This window comes from Cupriavidus sp. BIC8F (assembly GCF_032465815.1).
Taxonomy (GTDB): domain Bacteria; phylum Pseudomonadota; class Gammaproteobacteria; order Burkholderiales; family Burkholderiaceae; genus Cupriavidus; species Cupriavidus necator.
In genome coordinates, this window is sequence record NZ_CP136096.1 from 233479 (window position 1) to 257203 (window position 23725).

The window sequence follows — 23725 nt, forward strand, 5'->3', positions numbered from 1 at the left end:
GTCCCCGATGTCCGGGTGACTGACGTCCTTCTGTGGCAAAGTCCATGATCTGCTTGCCCAACCCTAACGCGTCAACAAGAATGTGGGGTCGTGGGACAAGCCCAGATACAACGAGACCGTCTTTTTCCCCAAGATCACATCATGCAATGCCCCGACTGCGGACAGGCCGAACTGGCTCCTGTCTCACTCCCGCTGCCCACCACCGTGGGAGGCAGATGTGATTCCAAGATTCATGTTGCCCATATGTGGAGATGCCCCGCGTGTGAGACTGGGATCATCAGCGATGAGGAACTGCAACTAGCAATCTCCGCAATTCCCGGGCCAGCCTGCAAGAGTGGCTCCGCGTAAGCCTTCGCCTGGAACAAGAAAGAAGCAGTTCACGCCGGGCTAACAGGGACACAGGCGCTCGCCTGTTGGGTCAGCCGATCTTTCTTGCCAAGTCGGCGGTCGACGGATAGTAGTGCTGCTTCAGGCTGCAGCATGGTCAGGTTGTGATGGCCGGATACGGCAGCCAGTGCGCGTAGCCTTGTCGCCAGCCGCATGATCGCCGTATGCCGTAGGTTGTGCCAATGGGAGGCATTCCTGGCAGCCTGTACCCTGACTGCTCCCCACCGCCGTCCTGCTATTCAGCAAAAAGGTCTGGACCAAACACTTCGTAATGGATGCATCCCTCATGGACACCCAGCTTCCTGAGTGCATCATGCTGCATCCGCATGAACGGAATCGGACCGCAGATGTAATAGTCGGCGTCAGGCAGCAGGATCGATTTCTCGATCAGCTTTACATCGACCAATCCTGGGTAGTCGTAGTCCCGGCCTTGGACATCTTCCGATAGCGGCTGGTCATAGAACACAAAAAGATCGAAGTTTTCGTACGCCTTAGCTGCCTCGCGCAGCCGGTCACGCATGGCGTGTACGGCACTGTTGCGTGCCCCATGCACAAAAACCACTTGCCTCGGCGGTTCCTGCAATGCGTTCTTGAGCATGCTGATCATGGGTGTCAGCCCCACGCCGCCGCTGATCAATACGATGGGTGTTCTCGCATTGACATCGATATGGAAGCTCCCGTACGGCGCAGCCAGCCTGACCTCATCCCCGACATTGACGTGATCGTGCAGCAGGTTCGAAACATAGCCCGGTGGCTGCGTCCCGCCAGCTTCACGTTTGACGGAGATGCGATAGCTGCGTCCGTTTGGCATATCCGACAGGCTGTACTGGCGAATTTGCTGCAAGCCGAGCGCGGGCACATCAATCGCGATGCTGGTGTATTGGCCGGGTTCGAAGTTCAACAACGGACCACCATCGACCGGCTCAAGGATGAATGACGTGATCACGTTGCTTTCGGGGCGCTTCTCGCGAACCACAAAGTTGCGCCATCCCTTCCAGCCGCCCGGTTGTTCCGCAGAACGCTCATATAACTCGCTTTCCATGCCCATCAGGACATCGGCCAGATTCCCATAGGCTTGCGCCCATGCGGAAATAATGTCGTCGGTTGCGGCATCGCCCAAGATTTCCTTGATCGCTGCCAGCAGGTGTTCCCCAACAATGGGGTACTGTTCCGGCCTGACGCCGAGACTCGCATGCTTGTTGGCAATGTTCTTCAATACAGCCAGCAGACTGCTTGGGTCCTCGATATTCTCGGCATACGCATAGACCGCCCGCGCCAGCGCCTGTTGCTGCTGGCCCTGTTCCTGATGAGCCATGTTGAACACATTCTTCAGTTCGGGATGCGCTTCGAACATCCGCTTATAGAAGCACTCGATGATGTCGTAACCGTGTGCGGCCAGAACCGGTGCCGTGGCCTTTACGATGTCCTTTGTCTGCTGGGTCAGCATTGCCTCTCTCCTTACGCGGGCGTGGGGGGTCGCCAAATTGGGAAGGCTAGACGGTGGCCCAATCTCGCCGCCTTGATCAAGGTCAAGTCTAGGTGAGACGTTCTTGACGGGGCAACGCGCAGCGGTTTTTTGAAGGCTTGAGCGATGCCACTACCATGGCGGAGATCGAAGTCGTCTACGCTGAATCACTTCATCGTCTCGCCATTACGATTTTCCCCAATATGGAACGTAAGCTGGTGCACGTAGACTGGCCCTAAGTCGGAACGAACGTACCTAAAGGCGGTCGCCCATACTGGGCCGCAACCCCACTTCCGCTTCGTTCCGACGCCCGTCCAACCAACCCGCTTCGGCGGGTTTCTTGTTTGCCCTTCCGAATGTTGAGTGGCCCAGAATACAGGCCGCTCACCGCCATTCGGGTGATCGCCAGATGGCGCAAATCGCGACAGGTGATCACGGCCTCGGACAATCTTTCCCGCCAAGTCAGACAACGGCACGCAGTCCGCGAAGTCAATGTGCAACGGGCGGACTGGCTGCGGGTTCTCGGGATCGCACAGTATGGAGGCCACCTGCACAGCGATGCAGACAAGCGCGTTGGAGTTCCGCAGTGCGTCGATAGGCAGTTGCGGCGGGTCTGGATTCCAGGATGAGTCTCTGAGTCTTCTATTCGAAAACAAACGTTGAGCAGACGGTCACAACGGCTAGTTCTCGGCGGTGTTCACGGTGCGCACAAGGCAGGGGAGGCGCTGCTCGATGGCAGGGCGCTTGCGATATGGCGAAGGGCGCCGTGGCGGGGGTCATCGTAAACGAGGATGGGGACCGAAATGATCCGGGCTAGGTGCGCCGAGCCGGCGCTGGTCGGTCCCTGGACCATGGGGGCGCAACAAGGTTGATCCGGACCTGCTCGATGCCACGGCCGACCAGACGTGCCATCCTGCGAAGATGGCCCTGAGTGATTTGGTTCGTGCAGTAATGTTGGATCCCCATACGCATTGTGGAGCACATGGAGTTCCGCCCAAATGGGGGTCCTAAGGCAGAAGATCACGAAGCTGCCGCCTACACCATCTCGCGCGTAATTTAACATAAAAAGTATTCTGCGAAGGAACGGTGTAGCGGCAACGCGGTAATGTCCGGTTCTGGCAAAGCAGAAATGTCCGCCTGAGCGCCCGTCCATGGTATTCAGCCAGCCCGGTTGAATGCATAAGAGGACGCCCGACGATGGCTAGATCCGAGGTCATTACAGTCAGCATGCGAGAGTTAGACAGGCTCAAGACCGTCCAGGCGGTCGTGGATGGTCAGTTGCGGCCCGGCGTGGCCGCCGAACGGTTGCAGATCACCGACCGGCAGTTCCGGCGGCTGCTGGAGCGTTACCGGCAGGAAGGACCGTCTGGGCTGGTCTCCCGCAAGCGCGGCCGGCCCGCCAACAACCGCCTATCGGCCGATCGCGAGGCCGCAGCGCTTGACCTGATCCGCGAGCATTACGCCGACTTTGGCCCGACCCTGGCCGCCGAGAAGTTACACGAGCGTCATGGGCTGACGCTGTCCAAGGAAACGATCCGCCGGCTGATGACGGTGGCCGGACTGTGGGTGCCGCGCAAACAGCGGCCGCCGAAGGTCTACCAGCCTCGTAACCGGCGCGCCTGCTATGGCGAACTGATCCAGATCGACGGCAGCGATCACCGCTGGTTTGAGGAGCGCGCGCCAGCCTGCACGCTGCTGGTTTACGTCGACGACGCCACCAGCCGGATCATGGAACTGCGCTTCTCCCATTCGGAATCCACGTTCACATACTTCGCGGCGACGCGCGCCTATCTGGAGCGCCACGGCAAGCCGGTGGCATTTTATAGTGACAAGGCGAGCGTGTTCCGCGTCAACAAGCCGAACGCGACCGGCGGCGACGGCCATACCCAGTTCGCCCGGGCCTTATTTGAGCTGAACATCGAAGGCATCTGCGCCAACAGCAGCCAGGCCAAGGGCCGCGTGGAACGAACTCACCTGACCTTGCAGGACCGCCTCGTCAAGGAGCTGCGCCTGCGCGGGATCAATACGATGGAGGCCGCCAATGCCTTCATGGCGGAATTCATCGTCGACTATAACGCGCGCTTTGCCAAGGTGCCGCGCAACAACCACAACGCCCATCGGTCGCTGCGATCGGATGAGAACCTGGATCTGATCTTCGCGTGGCGCGAGCCGCGATGCGTGTCCAAGAGCCTGACGATCCGGTACGACAAGATGCTCTACCTGCTGACCGACACCCCGGAACATCGGAAGCTGGCCGGTCGCTACATCGATGTCTATCACTACCCGGATGGCAGGATCGAGCCTCGGGCCAATGGCGCCGCCCTGCCCTACACCATCTACGACAAGCTGTCGGAAGTCGATCAGGGCGCGATCGTGGATAACAAGCGGCTGGGACACGTGCTGCAACTGGCGCAATACGTTCAGGAGAAGCGCGACAACACGCGGTCACTATCTGTGCCTGGCACGGAGGGAGCTCCCCGCAAGCGTGGACGATCGCCCGGCAAGAAGTCGCAGCGGTCGCTGGGCCAGAACGACATGCTGGAGGCGCTGCAGCGGTTGCAGAAGCAGTCGTGGCCGCTTAACGGAACGGAGAACTGACCCACTTACTACTGGGACACACACTCGCTCCGCTGGCATGACAGCCCTCACCCTGAGCTGGACTCATTCGTGTCAGGCCAGCACCACCGCCCTATGGGAAACCCAAAAACTGAACAAGCAAGCTGAAAACTCACCGGACATTTTAACTTTGCCGGGGACCGGACATTTCAACTTTGGCTGGACAAACGGTAGGTTTACGGCTGTTGCGTTCTGAAGCCTTGACGTCCCGCTTCTGGCGCAACAGGCAGGATGGTCTATGGTATAGATTCCTGGGGCTTGGACCTCGGCGGCCATGGTCATTCAGCTCAATCAGCCGGAGGTGCCGCAGCGTCTGCACGGCGTGACGCTGGTGGACCGGCATGGCTTGCCACGCTTCTGGGCGAACGTGTGGGCGCTGATGGCGCTGGCCGATCACGCCGAACTGACGCGGCTGCGCAAGTTGCATCATGTCGAACGCCTGTATGCGTATGCCGATGGCATGTTGGGCGCCGGCGCGCTGGACGATGCGCTGGCGGACCTGGATGACGCTCGGCTTGGCACCATCCTGGAAGGCTGGTTCGTCTCGCTGCGCAATCAGGCTCGGCCGACAGCCTCGGATCAGGAGCGCTGGCGCGCCGGGCTGGAATTCGTCGTGGCGGTGTCGACCTGGTTGGGTCAAGGGATGGCGCGCGACGACCGGCTGGCGCAGCTCGACGCGCGCTGGCAACGCCTTCATCTGCTCTACGGCCAGCTCCAGCTCCAACGCCACCATCGCGTCAACGTCCTGCGCTCGCTGCCTGCAGCGGTCGTGCAAGCGCTGTACGAACGCCTGGACCCCAGCGCCCCGACGAACCCGTTCAAGGGAATGGGCACCCGCTGGCGGGTTTTTATCGCCTTCGTGCTGATGTTGCATCAAGGCCTGCGCCGCGGCGAGTTGCTACTGCTGAGCGCGGATGCCATCAAGTCCGGCTTTGACGCCAGGCAGCAACGGACGCGTTACTGGCTCAACGTGGGCGAACACCGTCACGGCGCGGCGGATCCCCGTCACTCGCGCCCCGGCATCAAGACGCCCGATTCGATTCGGCAGATTCCGGTCAGCGAGCTGACGGCGAACCTGGTGCAAAGCTATGTCGACAATTACCGCGGGCGGCCCAATCACCCCTACCTGCTCAACGCGCAGACCAACACGCCGCTGTCCACCGAGTCGCTCACCAAGCTCTTTGCACGGGCGTCGGCGGCCTTGCCGGCGCACGTGCTGGCCGAACTGGAAGACCGGACCGGCAAGACCAGTGTGACGCCACACGACTTCCGGCATACCAGCGCCGTCGTGCGACTCAATCAGTTGCTCACCCAGGGCGACTCGATGGACGAGGCCTTGCAAAAGCTGCGCAGCTTCTTTGGTTGGTCCCGCACATCGGACATGCCGGCCTACTATGCGCGGGCTGTGTTCGAAGACCGCCTGTCGGCGGTCTGGAACAACGTCTTTGACGACCGGGTCGCGGTGCTGCGTGCCCTGCCACCGGGAGACCGAGATGCCAGCGCACGTTGACGTCAACCAATGGACCGCGAGCGAAGCGCAAGCCTGGCTGGACCAGATCGTACTGCAACTGCCGGCGTTGCCGTCCCTGCTGCGTTACTACGACGACTTCGACGACGCCACGCGCGTGATCCACGAACCGGCCAGCGCAAGCGTCTTCGCCGTCCATATCAATGGCGGCACCCAGTATCTCGACTTCTCTATCTATGACGGCGGCTACGCGACACTGCTGAAGCATCTGTTCCTGTATCTGCTCGGGGAAAACCTGCACGTATCGACTGCGACGGGATACCTGCAAGCGGCGAAGCACTTCAGCTATGCGGAAGTCATTGCCCTGCTGATGGCCGGTCCCGAAAATTGCGTGGCCAGTTGGGCAGCGATACGAGCATTGGGGAAAAGAGCGGACGCTTACGGGTTCGCCAAGGCGCTGCTGCGCTTGCTCTGCCACTATCGGCTGTGTGGCTGGTCGCCCCAGTACCGCGAGTTCCTCGGCGTTGCCCTGCCCTGGCCGGCCCGGGACAAATACGCTGGCGTACGCACCGGGGACGTCTTCCTGTCGATCGAGGAGGAAGCGGCGATCGTGCACTATCTGGATGACACGGCACAAGGCGTTCGCGATGGCGCATGCCTGGATGATGCGGCGCTGTGTGACGCGGTGATGTTGCTGTGTGCCTATCAGTTCGGCATGCGCCCGATCCAGATTGCGCTACTGACCATGCGCGACGTGCGCGTGTGGTCGGACGGCACCGACGAGCTGCCAGCGGTGCATCTGACCTTCCGCATGGTGAAGCAGCGGCGTGGCGCCGCCATCAAGCCCCTGCCCCGCCGGGTCAAACGGGAGTGGGCGGTGCTACCTGGCCAATTGGAGCAGCGTCAACGCGGGCGTGGACATGCCGGTGGTGATCGCTTCTGCAGCGTGGCCTCCGCGTCGGAAGTCTCCGAACGGATTGCCACATTGACCGAGCGGCTGCTGGGCGTGCGCGTCACGGCCACGGATTTGCGACACACCGCTGCCCAGCGCCTGGTCGATGCCGGCGCCAACCAGGAAGAGTTGGCCGCCTTCCTGGGTCACGCCGACGTGACCACCGGCCTCGTGTACTTCGACAGCTCGCCCAACCAGGCGGAGCGCGTCAATCGCGCCATGGGACTGTCTCCGATCTATCAACAGGTGGCCCGCATCGCGCACGGAGCTAAAGTCGAAAGTGGTGTACGGCGGGGGATTTGAGGCGCGGAGTCGAGGGCGGTGGAGCTTTTCGCTGAGAATCTGATTGTCGAGATCGGAAACCAGCACAAAAAAAGTCCACCACCATGAGCAAGGATAAGGGTAAAGAAGCAGTCGGTCTATCGGAAATCGGGCTTGGGCTCGAGGAGTTGATCAGGCGCGGGGCCCGGCGGGTCATCCAGGAGGCGATCGAAGTGGAACTGGCAGAGCTGCTTGAGCAGTTCAGTAACGTCAAGACGTTGAGCGGGCAGCGCGCCGTGGTTCGCAATGGCTACCTCCCGGAGCGGGAGGTGCTGACGGGCGCCGGACCGATTGCCGTGAAGGTGCCCAAGGTGCGCGACCGGTCCGGTTCCGGCGTGAAGTTCAACTCGGCGATCGTGCCGCCGTATGTGAGGAAGTCGCCGCGGGTGAGTGCGGCGCTGCCCTGGCTGTACCTGAAGGGAGTCTCGACAGGCGACATGAGCGAGGCGCTGTCGGTGCTGCTGGGCGAGGATGCCAAAGGGCTATCGGCCAACGTGGTGAGCCGATTGAAGGCGCAGTGGGCAGACGAGCATGCGAGTTGGAATCAGCGTGATTTGTCAGCGGCGCGGTATGTGTATTGGTGGGTGGACGGCATCCATACGGGTCTGCGCAGCGAAGGCTCGGACGGGCAATGCCTGCTGGTGATCATCGGCGTTACGCCCGACGGCAGGAAGGAGCGCGTGGCGATCGGTGACGGCTATCGGGAATCGAAGGCATCGTGGGTGGAAGTCCTGCTGGACCTGAAATCCCGCGGCTTGCAGGCTGGCCCGCTGGCGGCGGTCGGCGATGGCGCCATGGGATTCTGGGCTGCCCTGGAAGAGGTGTTCCCGGCCACGCGTACCCAGCGTTGCTGGTTCCACAAGATGGGCAATGTCCTGAACGCCTTGCCAAAATCCCAGCATGGCCGCGCCAAGGCAGATCTGCAGGCGATTTGGATGGCAGCCACCAGGGCCGATGCCGATGCCGCCTTCGATCGCTTTGTAACGATCTACGGCGCCAAGTATCCCAAGGCCACCGGCGTGCTCACCAAAGATCGAGACAGCCTGCTGACGTTCTACGACTTCCCGGCCGAGCACTGGCAGCACATCCGCACGACCAATGCGATTGAATCAACCTTCGCGACCGTGCGTCACCGCACGACGCGCACGCGCAATTGCGTGTCCCGAGCGACCTTCCTTGGCCTGGCCTTCAAGCTGATCGAGGAAGCCGAGAAAACCTGGCGCCGCATCAACGGTGCCGAACACATCGAACTGCTCTTGAAGGGCGTTCCCTTCAAGGACGGAACTCCGGCGCATGACAATCCGCCGGTTCAGCAGAAACTCGCCGCCTGACAGCCGGCCACGATCAGCCCTCGTACACCAGATTTGACAATATCTCTCGCGCACGCGCGCTTCATCACTGCGGAAGAATTGGGTTCGCTCAAGGGCGAGCAGCAGATCGCCGGCGTGCCGCATGGCATCCCGATCGCTGGCATCGGCGGCTGCACCAGCGGCCAGCCGGCCTGCCCGTTCAATCCGGTGACCTCTTGCTATGGCTGCCACCGGTTCATGCCGGTCCGTGATGTGACATTGCATCGCGAAGTGCTGGCGGGCCTGCGCAGCGTGGTGCGCTTCTTCCATGACGCCTCGCGCGACGAGGTGGCGTCCCCAGCCTACTTGCAGTTGCAGCGGGCCATTGCCGGCGTGCAAGCGGTGCTGGCCGAGCTGGAGGGCGAGGCGAAATGAACGCTGGCTACCGCGCTTACATCGCCTTGGGGCAAACCTTGGCAGAACAACGGGGCCTGGCCTGGGCACTGCCATTGGAGCCGGACGGACGCGTGCGCCAAGGGCACGGCTGGAACCTCTCCGCGCTCGTGGGCGATGTGCCGCCTCCCGTGCACTACCTGAACCATCTCGGCCGTGATGCCAAGATGTTGACGGCCTTGGCCGAGCAGTCGAAAGCGCTTGCCCCAGCAGCGCTGTCGGCGGCATGGCAGGATCTGATCAAGGCCGCCGTGCTGGAGCAGCTGCTGGTCAAGCGCAATACCACCGGGCACATCGTGTCTAACATCGTGCGTCCCTTGCGGGTACTGGCGACGTGCCTACCCGGCCAGGAGCCTTGGCAACTGACGACACAGGATGGACACCATGCTGTCCAACTGGCGAGCAGCATCCAGGCCTGCGGCAAGCTGGGGCAGCTCGTGGAGGGCGTCCTCAGGAATCTGTTCGACGTGCAGCGGCTGGCGAACGGCGGTCCGCTCTACCAGGCCGCGATCCAGCGCCGAGCGACGAGTCGCCGGGTTCGTCGGGCCGCCTTCCTGCAATCCGCGGACGAACTACGGGCCACCCTCGAGCAACGCAAGCGCGCTGAACGTCTGCCGGAGCGGCGCGCCTTCTGGGAGTTGGTGCGCATCGTCATGACCGAGCCACCCCGTAGCTTCGTCGATACGCTGCGCTTCCTGTGCCTGCGCGCGATGATCGTGACCGGGTTGCGCATTGGCGAGGTCGTGCTACTGCCGGCGGACTGGCAGCGCACGCGCGCCTACTACGACCGGCATGGCCAGTCCGCGGGCACGTCGGGCGGCTACGCGGAGGCGCTGCTGCTGCGCCACTTCGCGGAAAAGCAGCAGACCCCGACGTCGGACAGTCGTGTGCTGTTCGAAAAGGTGCAGTATGTACCGGAGATGTTCCGCGACCTGCTGACGGAGACCCTAGTGCGCAGTGTGGCGCTGACCGAGCCGCTACGCAGGACCTTGCGACAGCAAACCGAAACCGGCCGTCTGCTGCCGTGGTACGCCGAGCATGAGGTCGTGCCCGCCGCCCATCTGTACCCTCACCTGACCGGCAATCCGTTCTGGGCTGCTATGGATGGCGCGCAGCGGGCCGACCTGCTGGAGCGCTATCGCGCGCAGTTCGACATCACCTTGCTGCAGGAGATGCATGACCTGCAACGCACCAGCCATGCGCGGCAGCCTCGCTTGGACTCGGCTGCCTACGTCTATCTGAACCGTCTTGAAAAGGCCATGCGGGCTGGCGAGCCCCCCCTATCATTCCGCCGGGCCGATGGCAGTGTGATCCCGCCTGACGTCCGGTTGCAATGGTCGCAGACATGCCTGCATGTGGGCGAACTCGAAGCCTACCTGCGGGCCGCGGTGCCGACCAAGCTGTCGGACACGGCACCGTTGCCACTGATGGCTGGCCAACTCCAGAGTTGGGAGTTGCTGTTCCTGGCGCCCAAGCGCTCGCTGGCGGAGGAACGTGATGACGGCATCTGCGATGTAACACGCGTGATGGCGGTGAACCGGCCAGATAGCGGCTTCGTGGCCAATGCGATCGGAGAGCGGCCCTCGGGAGAAACGCTGTTCCAGCGTTACGGGCAAAGCCCGGAGGACCAGCGACTGCACCTTGAGTCGCACATGCTGCGCCATTTACAGAACACCGAGCTGTTCCGGCTCGGTGTCGCGGACACGATCATCTCCAAGCGCTTTAACCGGCGTAGCGTGACGCAAAGCTACGTGTACGACCATCGCAGCCTGGCCGAGCAACTCGACCAGATCGAGTTGCCGGCTGAAGTGGAATCCTCCCTGGGCGAGAAAGCCGCGACGGTGGCCAAAATGATCCAGGCTGGCAAGGCCAGCGGCCCCCTTGTTGCCGCGTTCCTGCGCATCCAGGCTGACGAAGGCGACGAGGCGGCCTTCGCCTATCTGAAGGCGGAAGCCGATGGCTTCCATGTGACTCCGTACGGGCACTGCCTGAACAGCTTCACGGTCGATCCCTGCCCCAAGCATCTGGAATGCTTTACCGGCTGCCGGCACCTGTCAGCGACCAATCTGCCCGAGAACCGGGCGCATCTGCTCAAGCTGGAAGGCAAGCTGGTGGCCGCTCTCGCGCATGCCGAGGCACGGCCGGCCACGGCGCCGGGGCGCGACAACCAGATCGCTCATGCGCGCGTTCGGCTCGAAGGCGTGCGCAAGCTGCTGGCCAGCGCTAACGGCGAGCTGCCCTTCCCTGATGGCCCGGATCTGTCGGTGATACCGCCACGCGGAGTGCTCGATGACTGAGACCAAGACGACAGCGGCGGCGCCAGACGATCCAGACCTCGTTCGCATTCTGAAAGATCTGCTGGCCCACGACGAGACCATCACGGCGCGCGCCGTCGCGCGTCGCCATCCCAGCCTCAAGGCGGCTTCGTCGATCACGCGCAGCCCCGTGCGCAGCCAGTTGCTGGCGCAATACCAGCAGCGCCAGGCGGAATTCCGCCGCTGGCAGCGTCGCCTGCCGCGACAGGCGAGCGCGGTGACGGCGGCAACGCTGGCCGACAAGGAGCTGCGCATTGCCGAGCTCGAGCGGCAAGTGAGGCTGCTGACGAGTTCGCACCTGGCCATGATCCGGGTCGTGGGCGAACTGGGCGGCTTCAGCAAATGGGCCGCCTTCTATGAGCACTATGCCGAGGCCCGGGCGCAACTCGAAGCGCTGGGCGCCCTGCCGCTCGCGACGATCACCGCACTTCCCTCAGTCTCCCGGCCCGACGAGGGCGAGCCTCCCAAAGCCTAGGCGCGTCGACTTCGTGTCAAATACGCTGTTGCGTTGCTGGCAGCCATCCCGCGCAACAAAGTGACCTCAGATCGTTGCGCAACAGTGCGGCCACCCGGCTGTGGATAACTTCGCTGAAAACCCGCTATATATCAATATGGGGCAGTGAAAACGCCCCTCGCAACAAAAACCCCGACATACCAACTGTGCGACATGAGTCCTATGCGTCACATTTGCGCTGTATCTGGTGCAGGTGTCTTCATCAGCGCTTTTACTACGCAGCCTCAGCTGAGGCACGCCAGGCGGATTACGTGATGGTATGGACGGCGCCAGCCGCCGGCCACATGGGATGCTGGCCCCAACCAGCCATGATATGATCGATCATGGCTGAAAAGAAAACCATTGACGAAACGCATAAGATTTCGGACAAGCGCGGAAACGGGAAGTTGAGGCGAGAAGTCTGGTGTGACACGGCCACCGGGGAAGTGACCCGGTATAACCTGGCCTACATCAACCACAGTCTTTTTGCGGGCGACAACGGGCGTGTCGTCGGCTATGACAATGCCCATGACGGCCACCACCGCCACTATTTTGGCGTCGTCGAACCGATAGATTTCGTCAGCTTCGAAGACATTGAGGCCCGATTCGAGGAAGACTGGATTGCCCTGAAGGAGTGCAAATGACAAAGCTCATCATCAAAACCGGGACTGAGGCGGACTTCTTCAAGCGTGGCCGTGAGCTGGCCAGGATGGCCGATCGAGCCAAAAAGCTGCCGGATGAGCGAACCATCAGCTTTGAGGATCCTGCTGACGTGCTGAAGCTCATTACGGCAGCTCGCCTAGCATTATTTCATGCTGTGAAAGAGCGGCCGGGTTCGATCACTGAGATTGCAGAGCGACTGCATCGGGATCGCAGCGCCGTCAAGCGGGATGTTGATGAACTGGCTCACGCCGGGCTGGTGACAGTTGCCGAGAAGGTACTACCTGGGCATGGCCGTATGAAGGAAGTTCGTGCAGCGGCGGTTCGGGTTCATCTCCACGCTGAAGTCGCGTAGACACGGCTTAGAGCCGTCGCCTGCAGGAAGAGCAGCGAAGGGAAAATGCACGTTAACGGTGCCCCAAGGCCTCCCAAATCTGGACACCGAGTTCCGCCATCGACCTGGTTTCGGGATAGAAGAGACAACTGCCGTCGGCATTGCGCTGTACCAGATGCATCCCGGCACGCGCTGCCTGCCCCCCTCCGCCCCTGATCACGTTCGCCGAAACAACTGGTCCTCTTCACCGAAATCCGCAGGCTAAGGACCCTAGCAAAAATAACTTGAACAGTTGTCCTCGCGTCTATACGATGCGCACATGGATATCAGCGAGGCAGTCGAAGCGAAGTTTCGGGCCCTGCAGGCGCGCCTTGATGAGGCGACGTTGCGCCTATGGGCCGCCGCCGAAGCGCGCAGCCTGGGGCGTGGGGGCGTGAGTCTGGTGGCCAAAGCGATAGGCATCTCGCGCACCACGATCTATGCGGGACTGGCCGAACTCGAAGCGGCCGGTGGAGCGACGCGGGACATGACGGCCAAGCGCATTCGTGCCCCGGGAGGCGGGCGCAAGAGGCTAACTGAGCTCGATGCGAGGTTGTTGGAGCACCTGGATGCACTGGTGGAGCCGACCAGCCGGGGTGACCCGATGTCAGCACTACGATGGACGTGCAAGAGCACCACCCGTCTGGCCGAAGAGCTCAACCGGCTGGGGCATCGCGTGAGTCAGCGCACGATCTGCGATCTGCTGACGCAGACGGGCTACAGCTTGCAATCGGTGCGCAAGACACGCGAAGGCGCGCAGCACCCCGACCGCGACGCGCAGTTCCACTACATCGCCGACAAGGTGGCGCAGTATCAGCGCCAGCGTCAGCCGGTCATCTCGGTGGACACGAAAAAGAAGGAGCTGATCGGCGATTTCAAGAACGCTGGCCGCGAATGGCAGCCCAAGGGCCAACCCGAGCAGGCGCGTGTGCACGATTTCATCGACGATGAACTGGGCAAGGTTGCCCCGTATGGCGTCTATGATGTGACGGCCAACGAGGGCTGGGTCAGCGTGGGCATCAACCACGACACCGCCGAGTTCGCGGTTCAAAGCATCCGTCGCTGGTGGCTGGAGATGGGCCGTCCGTTGTATCCGAAAGCCAGGCGACTGCTGGTCACCGCCGACTGCGGTGGCAGCAACGGGTATCGTGTGCGGCTGTGGCGGGTGCAGTTGCAGCGACTGGCCGACGAACTCGGTTTCGCTGTGCAGGTGTGCCACTTTCCGCCGGGTACGAGCAAGTGGAACAAGATCGAGCATCGCCTGTTCTGCCATATCACGAACAACTGGCGCGGCCGACCGCTGTTGACGCGTCAGGTGGTAGTGAACCTCATCGGCAGCGTGAGTACCGCTGAAGGGCTGAAAGTGCGTGCGGAACTGGACGAGAACATGTACGACGCAGGTATCAAGGTCAGCGACGCCGAACTCGCTGCCGTGGCCATTGAGCGCGACGAATTTCATGGCGAGTGGAACTACCGCATCAAACCTCGAACATCTCGTCGCAAGACGTAATTGTTCAAGTTATTTTTGCTAGGATCCTAACCTGGTCCCCAGCGCCGAAGTGGTTCGAAACGGCTGGGTATGGGGCCTGCCGCGACTGCGCGACATGTTGACTATGCAGCTGTGTCACCACTGATATGTCCGACGGCGTCACCTTTCACACACGCACTGCCCTTGCCGAAGGCCTTCGGCAGCTGTTCAAGCAACTGGGGCATCGACTTGCCCTCCGGCAACCGCCTACTGTGTCTCGCTGGCGGCATGGCGGTCCACCTCTATACGGCCAACCGTGCTACGACCGACGTCGAGTTGTCAGCAAGATAACCAGACTCGCTGACAATGGCCGCGAGGACATTCGCGCCCTGGTCGCGGCCGGCCTGACCTCAGCAGCGGAGATTGAAGACCGGGCCACGCACGCACTCGGTGGATATGTCGGCGGCATTGCCATGTCGAAGGCGAATTTCCGCCACGCCATCGAGATTGCACGTGAAGCGGAAGTTGATGCGATCGCAGAGTCCTTCAACAGGGAGCGCCCCCGAAGTTGAAGCGTGCGCGTTCGGATGCCCTGGTTTACTTGCCCCTTTTCCGACTCGGATCGTCCCGTAGTCCACTCCGCGTCGCGCTCAAAGATTGCGCGAGCCGTCGGAGGTTCTTCCAAATGTCAGCCGGCATCCTGTGCAGCTTAGCCGCTACTTCGACTACAGCCTTGGTGACGAGCTGTAGCGGTGCGTCTGCCATTGCGACATACAGTCGGTACGCCAACGGGACCTCACCAGGGGCCAGGCCCGCTCAAGTTCCTCCGGCGTGAACTCGCCCATGTAACTAACGTTCGCGCCCTTCGCGGCATCCATAGCGTGCGGGTCGCCGTGCCTTTGTGCTGACTGGCTTCAGGGTCCGTCAGGTCGAGAGTCAGCCCCAGCACGCCCATCAGCCGGCCCACGGCACGACCGTTGGCCTTCGGTGGCTGGCGTCGAAGGCTTGCGAGTCGGGCGATGGGGGCGCTATTGCTGTAAGGCGGCCATACAGCAAGGGGCGAATATGTTGATGTACGGCTTCAGAGCGCTTGCATTCCCGCCGATAGTTGTAGGCTGAACCGTTAGCGCACGCTACTAGTTCGCGTGTTTCGATGTTCCCCATGCTGTCCCATGCATACCTACCAAAATCCAGAGAATCCGGCGTCCGTCCTGCTTGAATGGCTGGAAAGTACGCCACATCAGGTCCGGGTGCCGCTCCTGAGCAAGGCGCTACGAGCGTTGTCGGCCACCACGATTGGCATTGGAAGCGTGAGCCATGTGCATGCCACTGCGATGAAGCAGTTGGCTCGATGGCTGCTACCCACCAACGAGAGCGATGGTGCCGTCGATGTTTTCAAAATCATGACTGTGCGGGCGCAATTCGACTTCGTGATCTCCGAGCGCACAGATAGGTTCTGGGCAAAGTACCAGCAGGACAGTGAGGTTGCGCTCAGACAGTTCTGCGAGCAACCGGACAGTACCGCCATGCGCGAGGTATTCGCACGACGAGAGCGCGCAAAGTTCGAGTGGTTCGCGAAGGCTTGGATGGACATGCGGCCGTCATGGCTGGAGGTGTGCGACGGGCCCTTGTCTGATGACGCGCTTTGCAACTGGATGCGTCTCCAGAAGAAACTGGAGATCGCCAGTATGGTGCCGCGTCAAAGCTGAACCCTGTCCATTGCGGCTCAAAGTTGGCCGAGTGCCGGAGGGTGTTGGGGCTGGCAGCGTGCGCCGACAGCGTATGCGGAAAACAAGCTTTTCTGAGCAATTCGCAGCCTTCGCGCGCTTCTGTCGTCTGGGTGCGCCGCTCCCTTGACTTTGGGACTGCATCGGTAGAGTGAAACGCATGCGACGCGACTCCATGCCCATGCTCTCCACTATGCAACTTTCCCTGTTTCCCATCACACCGAGGCTCTGCAACGATCCCGCCAAGCCAGCTCTGCTTTTGATGGCCTGCTCCGGCTCGAAGCTCGATCGGGATGCACGTGCTATCGATCTCTATAGGGGCGTCATGTTCCAATCGTACCGGGCACACCTGCGCAGCGATGCGGCGCCCTGCGTCCTGATCCTGTCCGCGCGTCACGGCTTCCTGCAGCCCGACACCGAGATTGCGCCATACGACGAGCGCATGGCGCGGCAACGGGCCGACCAGATGGTGGCTGATTTATCGAGCTACCTTCGGCCAGCTGCCTGGCCGACCCATTTCGGGTCGGTGATGTTCGCTGGCGGCACCGAGTATCGGCGCGTCATGCGCGCCGCGCTGGCTCTCCAGTACGGTCCCACATTGCCTGTCCTGCAGGAAACCATCGGTGGCATCGGCATGCAGCGGTCCCAGCTTGGCGCCTTCCTTGACGGGTTGGCGCCGTCGTTCCGCGAGCAGATCGGCCAGCATGCCAACGGCACGCCGATCTATCGCGCATATGGATGGATCGAGTCCGGCGCCATCGCCACCCTGCTCTACCGGGCGGCGCCCGCTCGCCCCGCACGCCAGGCTCGCGTGCTTTCGGTCTTTAATGGGCCGAGCGGCCCCACCGCCGATGTCGAGGTGGAAGAGTTCGTGCGCGGCCGCGCGAAAATCTGCCCCCGCTGGGTCAGCGTCGCGGATCTGCATCCCCTCACGCCGAAGGAGGCAGCATGACCGATTTCTATCCGGCGCTCCAACGAGAGGCGAAGGACCTGTGCCAGACGGGCCCAGACACGCCCGAAAGGCTGCTGGCACTTGCCCATGAGGGATATCGGGCCTGGGCCAAGGTCGGCAATCTGCATTTCCCGCCCGAGAAGCGGTATGCGCTGCTCCAGGAAATCCTGCGCTACTGCGCCTCGCGCTGCTTGCTGGCCTGCTGCTTCACGCAGGACTACCGATTGCGTGAGATAGCCGACATGCTGGATGCGAGCCATCCCCGCTATGCCTGCACGCGCGCTCGGGTGTCTGCACGGCGCAATCGCTACGGCCGGCCGCAATTCTGACCCCCGCTGCCCCCCTCCTCTGTCAGCAGAAATGCCCGCCTCGGCGAGGCGGCAGGGGTGAGGGATTGGGCAATTTCAGTATATAACAGCGTGTATGACGCGAATGGACTCCCTCTGGCTCACGAACCCGACCCGTGCCTATCGCGACTGGCAGGCACGCGAGGCCGCTGGCGCCGATCGCCGCCCGTTCTCCGCGCGCTCGATCGTGCAGCATCAGGCCATGTTCGAGCACTTCCGACGCCATCTGTTGGCCCGGGGCGCATCCATCGCTTCCTTTGGCGCCGCCGATATCGAAGCGTTCTGGCAGACAGCCGACGCCAAGCACTACTCGCAGGCGACGCGCATGCGGTACGTGAAACTGCTGGACCGCCTATGCCGGCATTTGGTTTTCGCGGGCGTGCGCCGGGACAACCCGGCCGCCGCGCTGTTGGGCGCGGAGCGCTGGCCAGACGCTGATCCTGCACTGCAGTATCTCGATGCGGCCGAGGATGCGCGGCTGCAGGCTTACCTTCAATCCCCTGCCGAGGATCTGGCCAGCCTGCGCAGCCGCGCGATTGTCGCCACGTTCCTCGCGACAGGCGTCACTGCCGCGGAGGCCCGCAGCGCGCGACTGGTAGACCTAAGCACCGATGCAATCCCACCCTACCTCTTCGTGCTGGCACACGGTCCGCGTGACGCTCGCACGGTCCATCTGGCCGATTTCGCCGTGCCGCTGCTTTGTGCCTGCCGCGCCCGGCGCGAGACACTGCCCATCGAGGGCGAGTTGCTTTTCTCGCTCACCCCGGATGGTCGGTCGATCACGGACATGAGCTTTGGGCGGATCGTCGCGGCGGCGCTCGAAGCCATCGGCTTCGCCGGCGCAGAGCCGAGCCCGCGCACGCTGCGCAACACCTTCTGCAGGCGGCAGCTGCTCGCCGGCCGCTCGCGCGACGAGGTCAGCCGGATACTGGGCTTGACCAGCCATCGCACCTGCGACCGAATTGCTGCCACGATCCAAGCCGACTGACGTTGCAAAAAGCTCAATTTCGTTGGGAAATGCCCTAGATCAAGGCTCTTTCCCCTTGCATGCGCGTCTGTATTTGCTATTCTTCGCCGGTGCGATGCACGCTCAATCCGACTTGCAGGCGCGCATTTCCAACCTGACACGACTATGGCCACGAAAGCAAAACCCGTAGCAAAGACCGCAACGAAGACCGCTGCAAAGAAGGCAGCCCCCGCGAAGAAGGCAGCTCCCGTGACGAAGGCCGCTCCCGCCAAGAAAGCCGCGTCGGCTGCCCCGGTCGCCAAGCCGCTGAAGGACACATTCAACAAGTCCAGCCTGCTGGCACACCTGATTGCCCAGACGGAACTGGACAAGAAGACCGTTCAGACGGTACTAGCCCACCTGGAAAACACCATGGTGAGCGCCATCCACAAGAAGGGCGCCGGCGAGTTTACTTTCCCGGGCCTGTTCAAGGTGTCGGCCATTCAGGTCCCGGCCACCAAGAAGCGCTTTGGCAAGAACCCGTTCACCGGCCAGGACCAATGGTTTGCGGCCAAGCCGGCCAGCGTGAAGGTGAAGGTTCGCGCGATGAAGAAGCTGAAGGACGCCGCCCTGTAATCGCACCGGCTCCGACTAGCAAAAGAAATGGCCCCGAATCTCGCGATTCGGGGCTTTTTTGCATGGATCATTGCCTAGAAGAGCGATTGCTGCCGCGTAGCGATGCGCCGCCACGCCGACTGCCCGGCCGCCGGCAGGCCCCGCCCGCGCGCGCAACGCGCCGACTGGCCCGGCTCAAGTTTCGGAATCCGTGGCACAACCTCGCCGGCCAATACGTACATGAGCGCAGGAGCTTTCGCCGGTTCGCCCGAGCCATCGAAGGTGGTACCCTCAACAGCGATTACGACCATCAGACCCATGGTTGCTCCAGTTTTTGGTCAGAAGAAAAGGAAAAGCCGGTCTCTTCGGGAGCCGGCCATGGAATGAAATGGAGAAGGCGATTACGCCCCGGCAGCAAGCGCCCTGACGTCGATCATGCCATCGGCTTCATCAACGAGCTCCGGCGTCTGGGAGATGAAGAATTCCCGCTCATATCCGCCAACCCGCAATACTTCACGCTTCATCTTCATGAAGGCGCGCTTGCGCTCCGGATCCAGCGGACCGTCCGCTTCATCGGTGAACAGAGTCTGAAAGGACTGCTGCGCGTGTTGCGCCCGATACAGGGCGATACCGCGCGTCAGGCACTCGTTGATCCACACCTTCTGGCCGCCGCTGATCACGGAAAACTCCTTCGAGCTATCGTTATCGGCATCCAACACCGCAATCGAGAATCCCTCCCGGGCTTCCCCGCTGGCCAGCGTCGTCTGCGTCTGGATCGCGATTGTGAATCGCGGCCCATAGCAGGCGAGCAGCAAGTCATTGACGATGCCGGTAATGGCCGGCCCCGCATCATCGATCGACAACGCGATCACGCCGTCGTTGCCGAGCCCCTTGCCGAGCAGCTTCCACTGCGCGATTTCGTCGGACAGGCGTTGCACCTGCGACTCAAGCGCCGGCAGACCACTAAGCTCCCGCTCGATGCGGTCACGGTCGGTGGCCAGCGCACTTTGACGGCGGATCAATGATTCGATCTTGCCGTCGGCCGCGCTGACCCTTTCCCGGACGCCCGCAATGTCGCGGTCGAGGTCCGCAATCAGGCCCGTCACGTCAGTTACAGCCAGCGTGTCAACCTCTCGCTGCACCGCAGCCAGCTGGGATTCAACATCCTGGAGATCCCGGACGAGCCGGTCCTTCCGTTCAGTCTCCTCCTGCGCCAGGGCTGCCAGGTCGCCCCGTGCCTTCTCAAGCGCAGCGGCGGCGGTGTCAAGTAACGGTCTCTGAGCCGCCAGGGCAGTCAGGCGCTGAAGCTCCTGATTGTCTCGCGCGATGTCACGCTGCAGGGACGCCACCGCTTCACGACGCGCCGGCAGACGCGGTAGTACCGCCTCCATCGGTCTCAGGGCTTCCTGCTTATCCCTGTAGCTCGTTCGCAGATTGGTCACCACGATAGCTTGGGCCTCGTACTGGCCCTTGGCCTCGCGGGCTTGCGCAAGCAATGGGCACTGGCCGTGCATTGGGTGGCCGCTGCAAGGCACGGTATCCATGACATCGGTCTGGGCCTTGAGGGTCCGCGCCAGCTGTGCCGCCACCGAGCCGCGCTGCTCCATCCCGCGCAGCTCACTTGCCAGCCCCGCATGCCGCGTCGCAAGAGCTTCGACTTCGGCCAACTCCCGCTGCTCTTCGGCAAGTTCCGCTTGCCGACGGCCAAGGGCCATCTGCACGCCATCACGTTGCGCGCCTGCGGCGGTGATCACCTCGGATTGAGCAAGGGCTGCCTGGCTCGTCGCCAAGGTATGCTCAAGGTCCCGCTGCCGCGCAGTCGCCTTCGCAATCGCCGTGCGATGGTCAATGGCAAGCTGCTGGGCACGTGCCGTCAACTCCCGCTTGCGCTGATGCAACTCGCGCAACCGGGCTTCGGTGCCGGCTGATGCCGCCTGCTTGGCAGCTAGCGTGGCACGTTCCTGCTCCAGCTTGCTGCCACGGTTGAGCCACTCCGTACGATGCGTCCGCTCAGCAGCAAGGGCCTGGTCGATCTCCTGGATCTCAATGGTCATCGCTGCCACGGTGTCGCGCTTGCCGGACAGCACAAGCACATTCCGCTGCAGGCCATCCAGAGCACGGCTCAGCGCCTTGGCCACGTCGCCCGCTTTCGCGGACAGCTCGCGCAGGTGATCGATCCCGAGCAGCTCGGCGAGCAGCTTCTTGATCTCGGCGGGCTGGTAGCTTGCCAGCGGCCGCCGGTTCTGCGCGGAAAACACGCTGGAGAAGAAGGCTTCGGCGGATCCGAGCACCGAGTCAAGACAGCGACCGTAGGTGTCAGCCTTGCCATCGGATACGGTACCGTCCGCCAGTTGCACCGGCTTCCAGTCGCCCATCGCGTTCTCGAACAGGTAGTACTCCGCCTTTCGGCTCTTGCCTGGGTTACGAAACGCGAACGCCGACCGGTAAGCCTTGCCACCGTGCTCCCATTCCAGGTCCTTCTCAGCGCGCGGGGCACAGAGGTGGTCCCAGTACGAGAAAGCGTCGGCCGACATCTTCGTCGCGTGGCTCGGCATGAGTGGATACGGATGCAGGTTGTCCATGATCGTGGTCTTGCCTGTGCCGTTGGGGCCGACAATTGCAATCAGGCCAGCCGGCAGATCGGTCAAATCCACCGTAACGCTGTCCCGGTGCATGCCATCGCGGATACCGTGGAAGCCGGCGAGGGTCAATTTCAAGGGGCGCATTCGACGACCTCCGTACCAAAGGAGTGGAGATAGTCAGGCGGCAGCTCCATGGCGTCGCTATCCAGCAACGGCATCTCTGCCGCAGCCGGCACATCCTGCTCCGGCAGGCCAGCGATCGCACGTTCGACCGAACGAACCGCCGCTGCAAACTGAACTCCGGCCATTTGCAGCAGCGCCTTCCAGTCGTCCAGGCCAGTCATGGCCCTGAGCTCTAATGCGCTCCACTGTCCGGCAAAGCCGTTCGAAAATGACCAGATAAGGTCCTGCAGCTCCTTGGACGGTGCCACGGAGTACCAGGTGTTGCCACCGTCGGTGGCGATCGCCATGACCAGCATGTGATCGCGTTTGCCAATCACAGCACCGCGGCCATGGCCGAACGGCTCATACATCATGCATTGCGTGAACTGGTGGTTCTCGCACAACCGCTTGGCCAGATCCGTACGGGTCATAGCACTTTCCTCAACATGCAGCCACTTCGGACCGGCGTGATAGAGAATCATGTTGCACTCCAGGGGTAGGACGGAGCGCGCCCCAAACGGGAAGCACCCCGTCAGGGTAGATAGAAGAGAAATGGATACTGCTGGATCGATGCGTCAATGACGCGGGGTGAAACCGGGTTTCGACAGCCTCTCACGGCTGTCGGAACATGGCTCGCATGTTCAGAGGGTTAAGCGGGTTGCCCTGCGAACAGGTCATCGGTGAGCCAGTCCATACTTGACTGGTCGCCCAACGGCGCCGAGGCGAGAAACGCCACGGGGTCGGGGCTCGGCTCGGAGCGTTCAACGCCGCTTGGTGTCACTTCCGCTCGAGGAGGTGCTTCCGCACCAGCCTCGCGCAGTTGGGCCAGCACGCCGTCCGCGATCGACTGCGCATCGAGCGTTTCCAGCATAGTCAAACGGTCCACCAACGGGGCAGTGTCAACGCCGGTCAGCTCACCCCAGCGGGAGAGCTTTTCCGGCAGGCTGGCCGCCCGGCTGATCCCTTCAGCGCGGCTACGCACGGCCGGCAAGACGCGCGCCTCGATCTTGACCTCGGCGCTTTTCCCGAACAGCGCAAGAACCGCGTCACGGTCGACCAGCTGACGATGCTCCTCGTTGACCGTCCAGCGAATGCGCACGAACTTGTCACCGGCTTCCATGGCAATGTCGGCAAGCCTTGCCATGTCCGGCAGGCCGTCGAAGTCCACGCACACCGTCTCGCGTGCAGGCGTGGCCACCAACGAGGCCGTGGCATGTCCGGGGATCACTTGCCACTGAAGGTATCCCTTCTCCCCAATCTCGCCGTAGTGGAATCGCCCGATTGAGCCGGCATATGCCACTACCCTGCCCTCCCGCTCCCATTGCTGTGCGCGGTGGATATGGCCAAGCATGAAGGCGTCACACTCGGCCTCGAACAGCGCGCCGATGGTGAACTCATGGTCGAAGCCGGCCATGGGTACGCCGTGCTCGGTCTGGCAGCCGTTCACCGTGCCGTGCGACACGCCGACCGTGCGCACGCCCCATGACCGCCATTGGCGATTGATAGCGCCTGCCGCGACCAGGTAGTGGGCAAGGTGGTCACCCACCGCCGTCGCTGCATTGGCCACGCCGGCGGCGGCAGCCAGTACCGCCTTGTTGACGGTCGGCACGCAGGTGAAGACGACGTCGGGCATGCCGTGCTGGGCGAGCAATACATCGATTTCAGCGATCGAGAAGACCGGGCCATCCGACGGTACAAACTGCCCCGTGCACAGCGCTACCTGGTGGATGCGATCGGCTACGTATACAGGATACTGCGCACCGATGAGTCGGAACAGGTCCAGCGTGCCCGGTGGCTCATGACTGTAAGTGCCCTGCAGGAGCAGGACGGGCATGTGGGCCGACAGCCGGTGAATCTGACGGGCCAGCGCGGACAACGCCGGCGTGTGCGCGTCAAGGCGATGATCGGTGGAGTCTCCTGACACGACCCCGACCTGGCAGGCCGACGCTATCGCATCGTCGACCGCAAAGCCAAAGCAGCGGTCCGCCTCAGCCAGGTGGCTGGGCGAATAATGCAGGTCTGAGAAATGACCCAGACGCAGGCTTTCGCCTTCATTGAACATGGAACCTCCTAGGAAAAGGCAATGTGCCGGCGGAAGGCGCCGGCGAAGCTGAAACGAAGAATGGACGCCGTC

19 protein-coding genes are annotated in these 23725 nt (G+C 62.4%); 15 read left to right on the forward strand and 4 right to left on the reverse strand.

Features of this window, described 5'->3' with window-relative positions; all coding sequences use genetic code 11:
* Positions 1-622 precede the first annotated feature (622 nt).
* Complete coding sequence (gene hmpA / locus RS901_RS35935) at positions 623-1834, reverse strand: NO-inducible flavohemoprotein (RefSeq protein WP_316157412.1); 1212 nt, start codon at positions 1832-1834, stop codon at positions 623-625.
* Positions 1835-3049: 1215 nt separating this feature from the next.
* Between hmpA and RS901_RS35940 the strand changes: the two genes are divergently transcribed.
* From RS901_RS35940 to RS901_RS36010, 15 genes are all read left to right on the forward strand, one after another.
* Positions 3050-4450, forward strand: coding sequence for an ISNCY family transposase (locus tag RS901_RS35940; protein ID WP_316157413.1), 1401 nt, complete (start codon positions 3050-3052; stop codon positions 4448-4450).
* Positions 4451-4742: 292 nt separating this feature from the next.
* Positions 4743-5978: a tyrosine-type recombinase/integrase gene (locus RS901_RS35945; protein WP_316157414.1), complete on the forward strand. Its 1236-nt coding sequence runs from the start codon at positions 4743-4745 to the stop codon at positions 5976-5978.
* Positions 5962-7191, forward strand: coding sequence for a tyrosine-type recombinase/integrase (locus RS901_RS35950; protein ID WP_316157415.1), 1230 nt, complete (start codon positions 5962-5964; stop codon positions 7189-7191). The genes RS901_RS35945 and RS901_RS35950 overlap by 17 nt, the downstream gene beginning before the upstream one ends.
* A gap of 83 nt (positions 7192-7274) precedes the next feature.
* Complete coding sequence (locus RS901_RS35955; protein ID WP_316154236.1) at positions 7275-8540, forward strand: IS256 family transposase; 1266 nt, start codon at positions 7275-7277, stop codon at positions 8538-8540.
* Positions 8541-8573: 33 nt separating this feature from the next.
* Positions 8574-8933 carry a hypothetical protein gene (locus tag RS901_RS35960; RefSeq protein ID WP_316157416.1) on the forward strand — a complete coding sequence of 120 codons (360 nt, stop codon included), beginning with the start codon at positions 8574-8576 and terminating at the stop codon, positions 8931-8933.
* On the forward strand, positions 8930-11248 hold the full coding sequence (locus RS901_RS35965) for a hypothetical protein (RefSeq protein ID WP_316157417.1): 2319 nt from the start codon (positions 8930-8932) through the stop codon (positions 11246-11248). The genes RS901_RS35960 and RS901_RS35965 overlap by 4 nt, the downstream gene beginning before the upstream one ends.
* On the forward strand, positions 11241-11741 hold the full coding sequence (locus RS901_RS35970; protein ID WP_316157418.1) for a hypothetical protein: 501 nt from the start codon (positions 11241-11243) through the stop codon (positions 11739-11741). Before RS901_RS35965 ends, RS901_RS35970 begins: the two co-directional genes overlap by 8 nt.
* 362 nt (positions 11742-12103) lie before the next feature.
* The gene (locus tag RS901_RS35975) at positions 12104-12403 is read left to right on the forward strand and encodes a toxin-antitoxin system TumE family protein (protein WP_316157419.1); all 300 of its coding nucleotides are present in this window, start codon (positions 12104-12106) and stop codon (positions 12401-12403) included.
* Positions 12400-12774, forward strand: coding sequence for a helix-turn-helix domain-containing protein (locus RS901_RS35980; protein WP_316157420.1), 375 nt, complete (start codon positions 12400-12402; stop codon positions 12772-12774). The genes RS901_RS35975 and RS901_RS35980 overlap by 4 nt, the downstream gene beginning before the upstream one ends.
* 298 nt (positions 12775-13072) lie before the next feature.
* The gene (locus RS901_RS35985) at positions 13073-14302 is read left to right on the forward strand and encodes an ISAzo13 family transposase (RefSeq protein ID WP_316149395.1); all 1230 of its coding nucleotides are present in this window, start codon (positions 13073-13075) and stop codon (positions 14300-14302) included.
* Between the two features lie 1130 nt (positions 14303-15432).
* Complete coding sequence (locus tag RS901_RS35990) at positions 15433-15969, forward strand: hypothetical protein (protein ID WP_316157421.1); 537 nt, start codon at positions 15433-15435, stop codon at positions 15967-15969.
* Between the two features lie 193 nt (positions 15970-16162).
* Positions 16163-16939 (forward strand): DUF6884 domain-containing protein, encoded by a 777-nt coding sequence (locus tag RS901_RS35995; protein WP_316157422.1) that lies wholly within the window; start codon positions 16163-16165, stop codon positions 16937-16939.
* Positions 16936-17268, forward strand: a complete 333-nt coding sequence (locus RS901_RS36000) for a hypothetical protein (RefSeq protein ID WP_316157423.1) — start codon at positions 16936-16938, stop codon at positions 17266-17268. Before RS901_RS35995 ends, RS901_RS36000 begins: the two co-directional genes overlap by 4 nt.
* A gap of 94 nt (positions 17269-17362) precedes the next feature.
* The gene (locus tag RS901_RS36005; RefSeq protein ID WP_410054255.1) at positions 17363-18274 is read left to right on the forward strand and encodes a tyrosine-type recombinase/integrase; all 912 of its coding nucleotides are present in this window, start codon (positions 17363-17365) and stop codon (positions 18272-18274) included.
* A 144-nt stretch (positions 18275-18418) separates the two neighbouring features.
* Positions 18419-18868: an HU family DNA-binding protein gene (locus RS901_RS36010; protein WP_316157424.1), complete on the forward strand. Its 450-nt coding sequence runs from the start codon at positions 18419-18421 to the stop codon at positions 18866-18868.
* A gap of 380 nt (positions 18869-19248) precedes the next feature.
* Here the strand turns inward: RS901_RS36010 and RS901_RS36015 are convergent, their stop codons facing one another.
* From RS901_RS36015 to RS901_RS36025, 3 genes are all read right to left on the reverse strand, one after another.
* A complete protein-coding gene (locus tag RS901_RS36015; protein WP_316157425.1) occupies positions 19249-21573 on the reverse strand; it encodes an AAA family ATPase in 2325 nt (774 codons plus the stop codon).
* Positions 21561-22073 carry a hypothetical protein gene (locus RS901_RS36020; RefSeq protein ID WP_316157426.1) on the reverse strand — a complete coding sequence of 171 codons (513 nt, stop codon included), beginning with the start codon at positions 22071-22073 and terminating at the stop codon, positions 21561-21563. The genes RS901_RS36015 and RS901_RS36020 overlap by 13 nt, the downstream gene beginning before the upstream one ends.
* Before the next feature lie 167 nt (positions 22074-22240).
* Positions 22241-23653: a metallophosphatase family protein gene (locus RS901_RS36025; protein WP_316157427.1), complete on the reverse strand. Its 1413-nt coding sequence runs from the start codon at positions 23651-23653 to the stop codon at positions 22241-22243.
* Positions 23654-23725 lie beyond the last annotated feature (72 nt).

What these genes read in the sequence shown, in the direction of transcription:
- RS901_RS36010 (WP_316157424.1), top strand. Translation starts at nt 18,419, where the DNA reads ATGGCCACGAAAGCAAAACCCGTAGCAAAGACCGCAACGAAGACCGCT.
- RS901_RS35955 (WP_316154236.1), top strand. Translation starts at nt 7,275, where the DNA reads ATGAGCAAGGATAAGGGTAAAGAAGCAGTCGGTCTATCGGAAATCGGG.
- RS901_RS35945 (WP_316157414.1), top strand. Translation starts at nt 4,743, where the DNA reads ATGGTCATTCAGCTCAATCAGCCGGAGGTGCCGCAGCGTCTGCACGGC.
- RS901_RS35965 (WP_316157417.1), top strand. Translation starts at nt 8,930, where the DNA reads ATGAACGCTGGCTACCGCGCTTACATCGCCTTGGGGCAAACCTTGGCA.
- RS901_RS35990 (WP_316157421.1), top strand. Translation starts at nt 15,433, where the DNA reads ATGCATACCTACCAAAATCCAGAGAATCCGGCGTCCGTCCTGCTTGAA.
- RS901_RS35940 (WP_316157413.1), top strand. Translation starts at nt 3,050, where the DNA reads ATGGCTAGATCCGAGGTCATTACAGTCAGCATGCGAGAGTTAGACAGG.
- RS901_RS35995 (WP_316157422.1), top strand. Translation starts at nt 16,163, where the DNA reads ATGCCCATGCTCTCCACTATGCAACTTTCCCTGTTTCCCATCACACCG.
- RS901_RS36015 (WP_316157425.1), bottom strand. Translation starts at nt 21,573, where the DNA reads ATGCGCCCCTTGAAATTGACCCTCGCCGGCTTCCACGGTATCCGCGAT.
- RS901_RS35950 (WP_316157415.1), top strand. Translation starts at nt 5,962, where the DNA reads ATGCCAGCGCACGTTGACGTCAACCAATGGACCGCGAGCGAAGCGCAA.
- RS901_RS36020 (WP_316157426.1), bottom strand. Translation starts at nt 22,073, where the DNA reads ATGATTCTCTATCACGCCGGTCCGAAGTGGCTGCATGTTGAGGAAAGT.
- RS901_RS35980 (WP_316157420.1), top strand. Translation starts at nt 12,400, where the DNA reads ATGACAAAGCTCATCATCAAAACCGGGACTGAGGCGGACTTCTTCAAG.
- RS901_RS35985 (WP_316149395.1), top strand. Translation starts at nt 13,073, where the DNA reads ATGGATATCAGCGAGGCAGTCGAAGCGAAGTTTCGGGCCCTGCAGGCG.
- RS901_RS36005 (WP_410054255.1), top strand. Translation starts at nt 17,363, where the DNA reads ATGACGCGAATGGACTCCCTCTGGCTCACGAACCCGACCCGTGCCTAT.
- RS901_RS36025 (WP_316157427.1), bottom strand. Translation starts at nt 23,653, where the DNA reads ATGTTCAATGAAGGCGAAAGCCTGCGTCTGGGTCATTTCTCAGACCTG.
- RS901_RS35975 (WP_316157419.1), top strand. Translation starts at nt 12,104, where the DNA reads ATGGCTGAAAAGAAAACCATTGACGAAACGCATAAGATTTCGGACAAG.
- RS901_RS36000 (WP_316157423.1), top strand. Translation starts at nt 16,936, where the DNA reads ATGACCGATTTCTATCCGGCGCTCCAACGAGAGGCGAAGGACCTGTGC.
- RS901_RS35970 (WP_316157418.1), top strand. Translation starts at nt 11,241, where the DNA reads ATGACTGAGACCAAGACGACAGCGGCGGCGCCAGACGATCCAGACCTC.
- hmpA (WP_316157412.1), bottom strand. Translation starts at nt 1,834, where the DNA reads ATGCTGACCCAGCAGACAAAGGACATCGTAAAGGCCACGGCACCGGTT.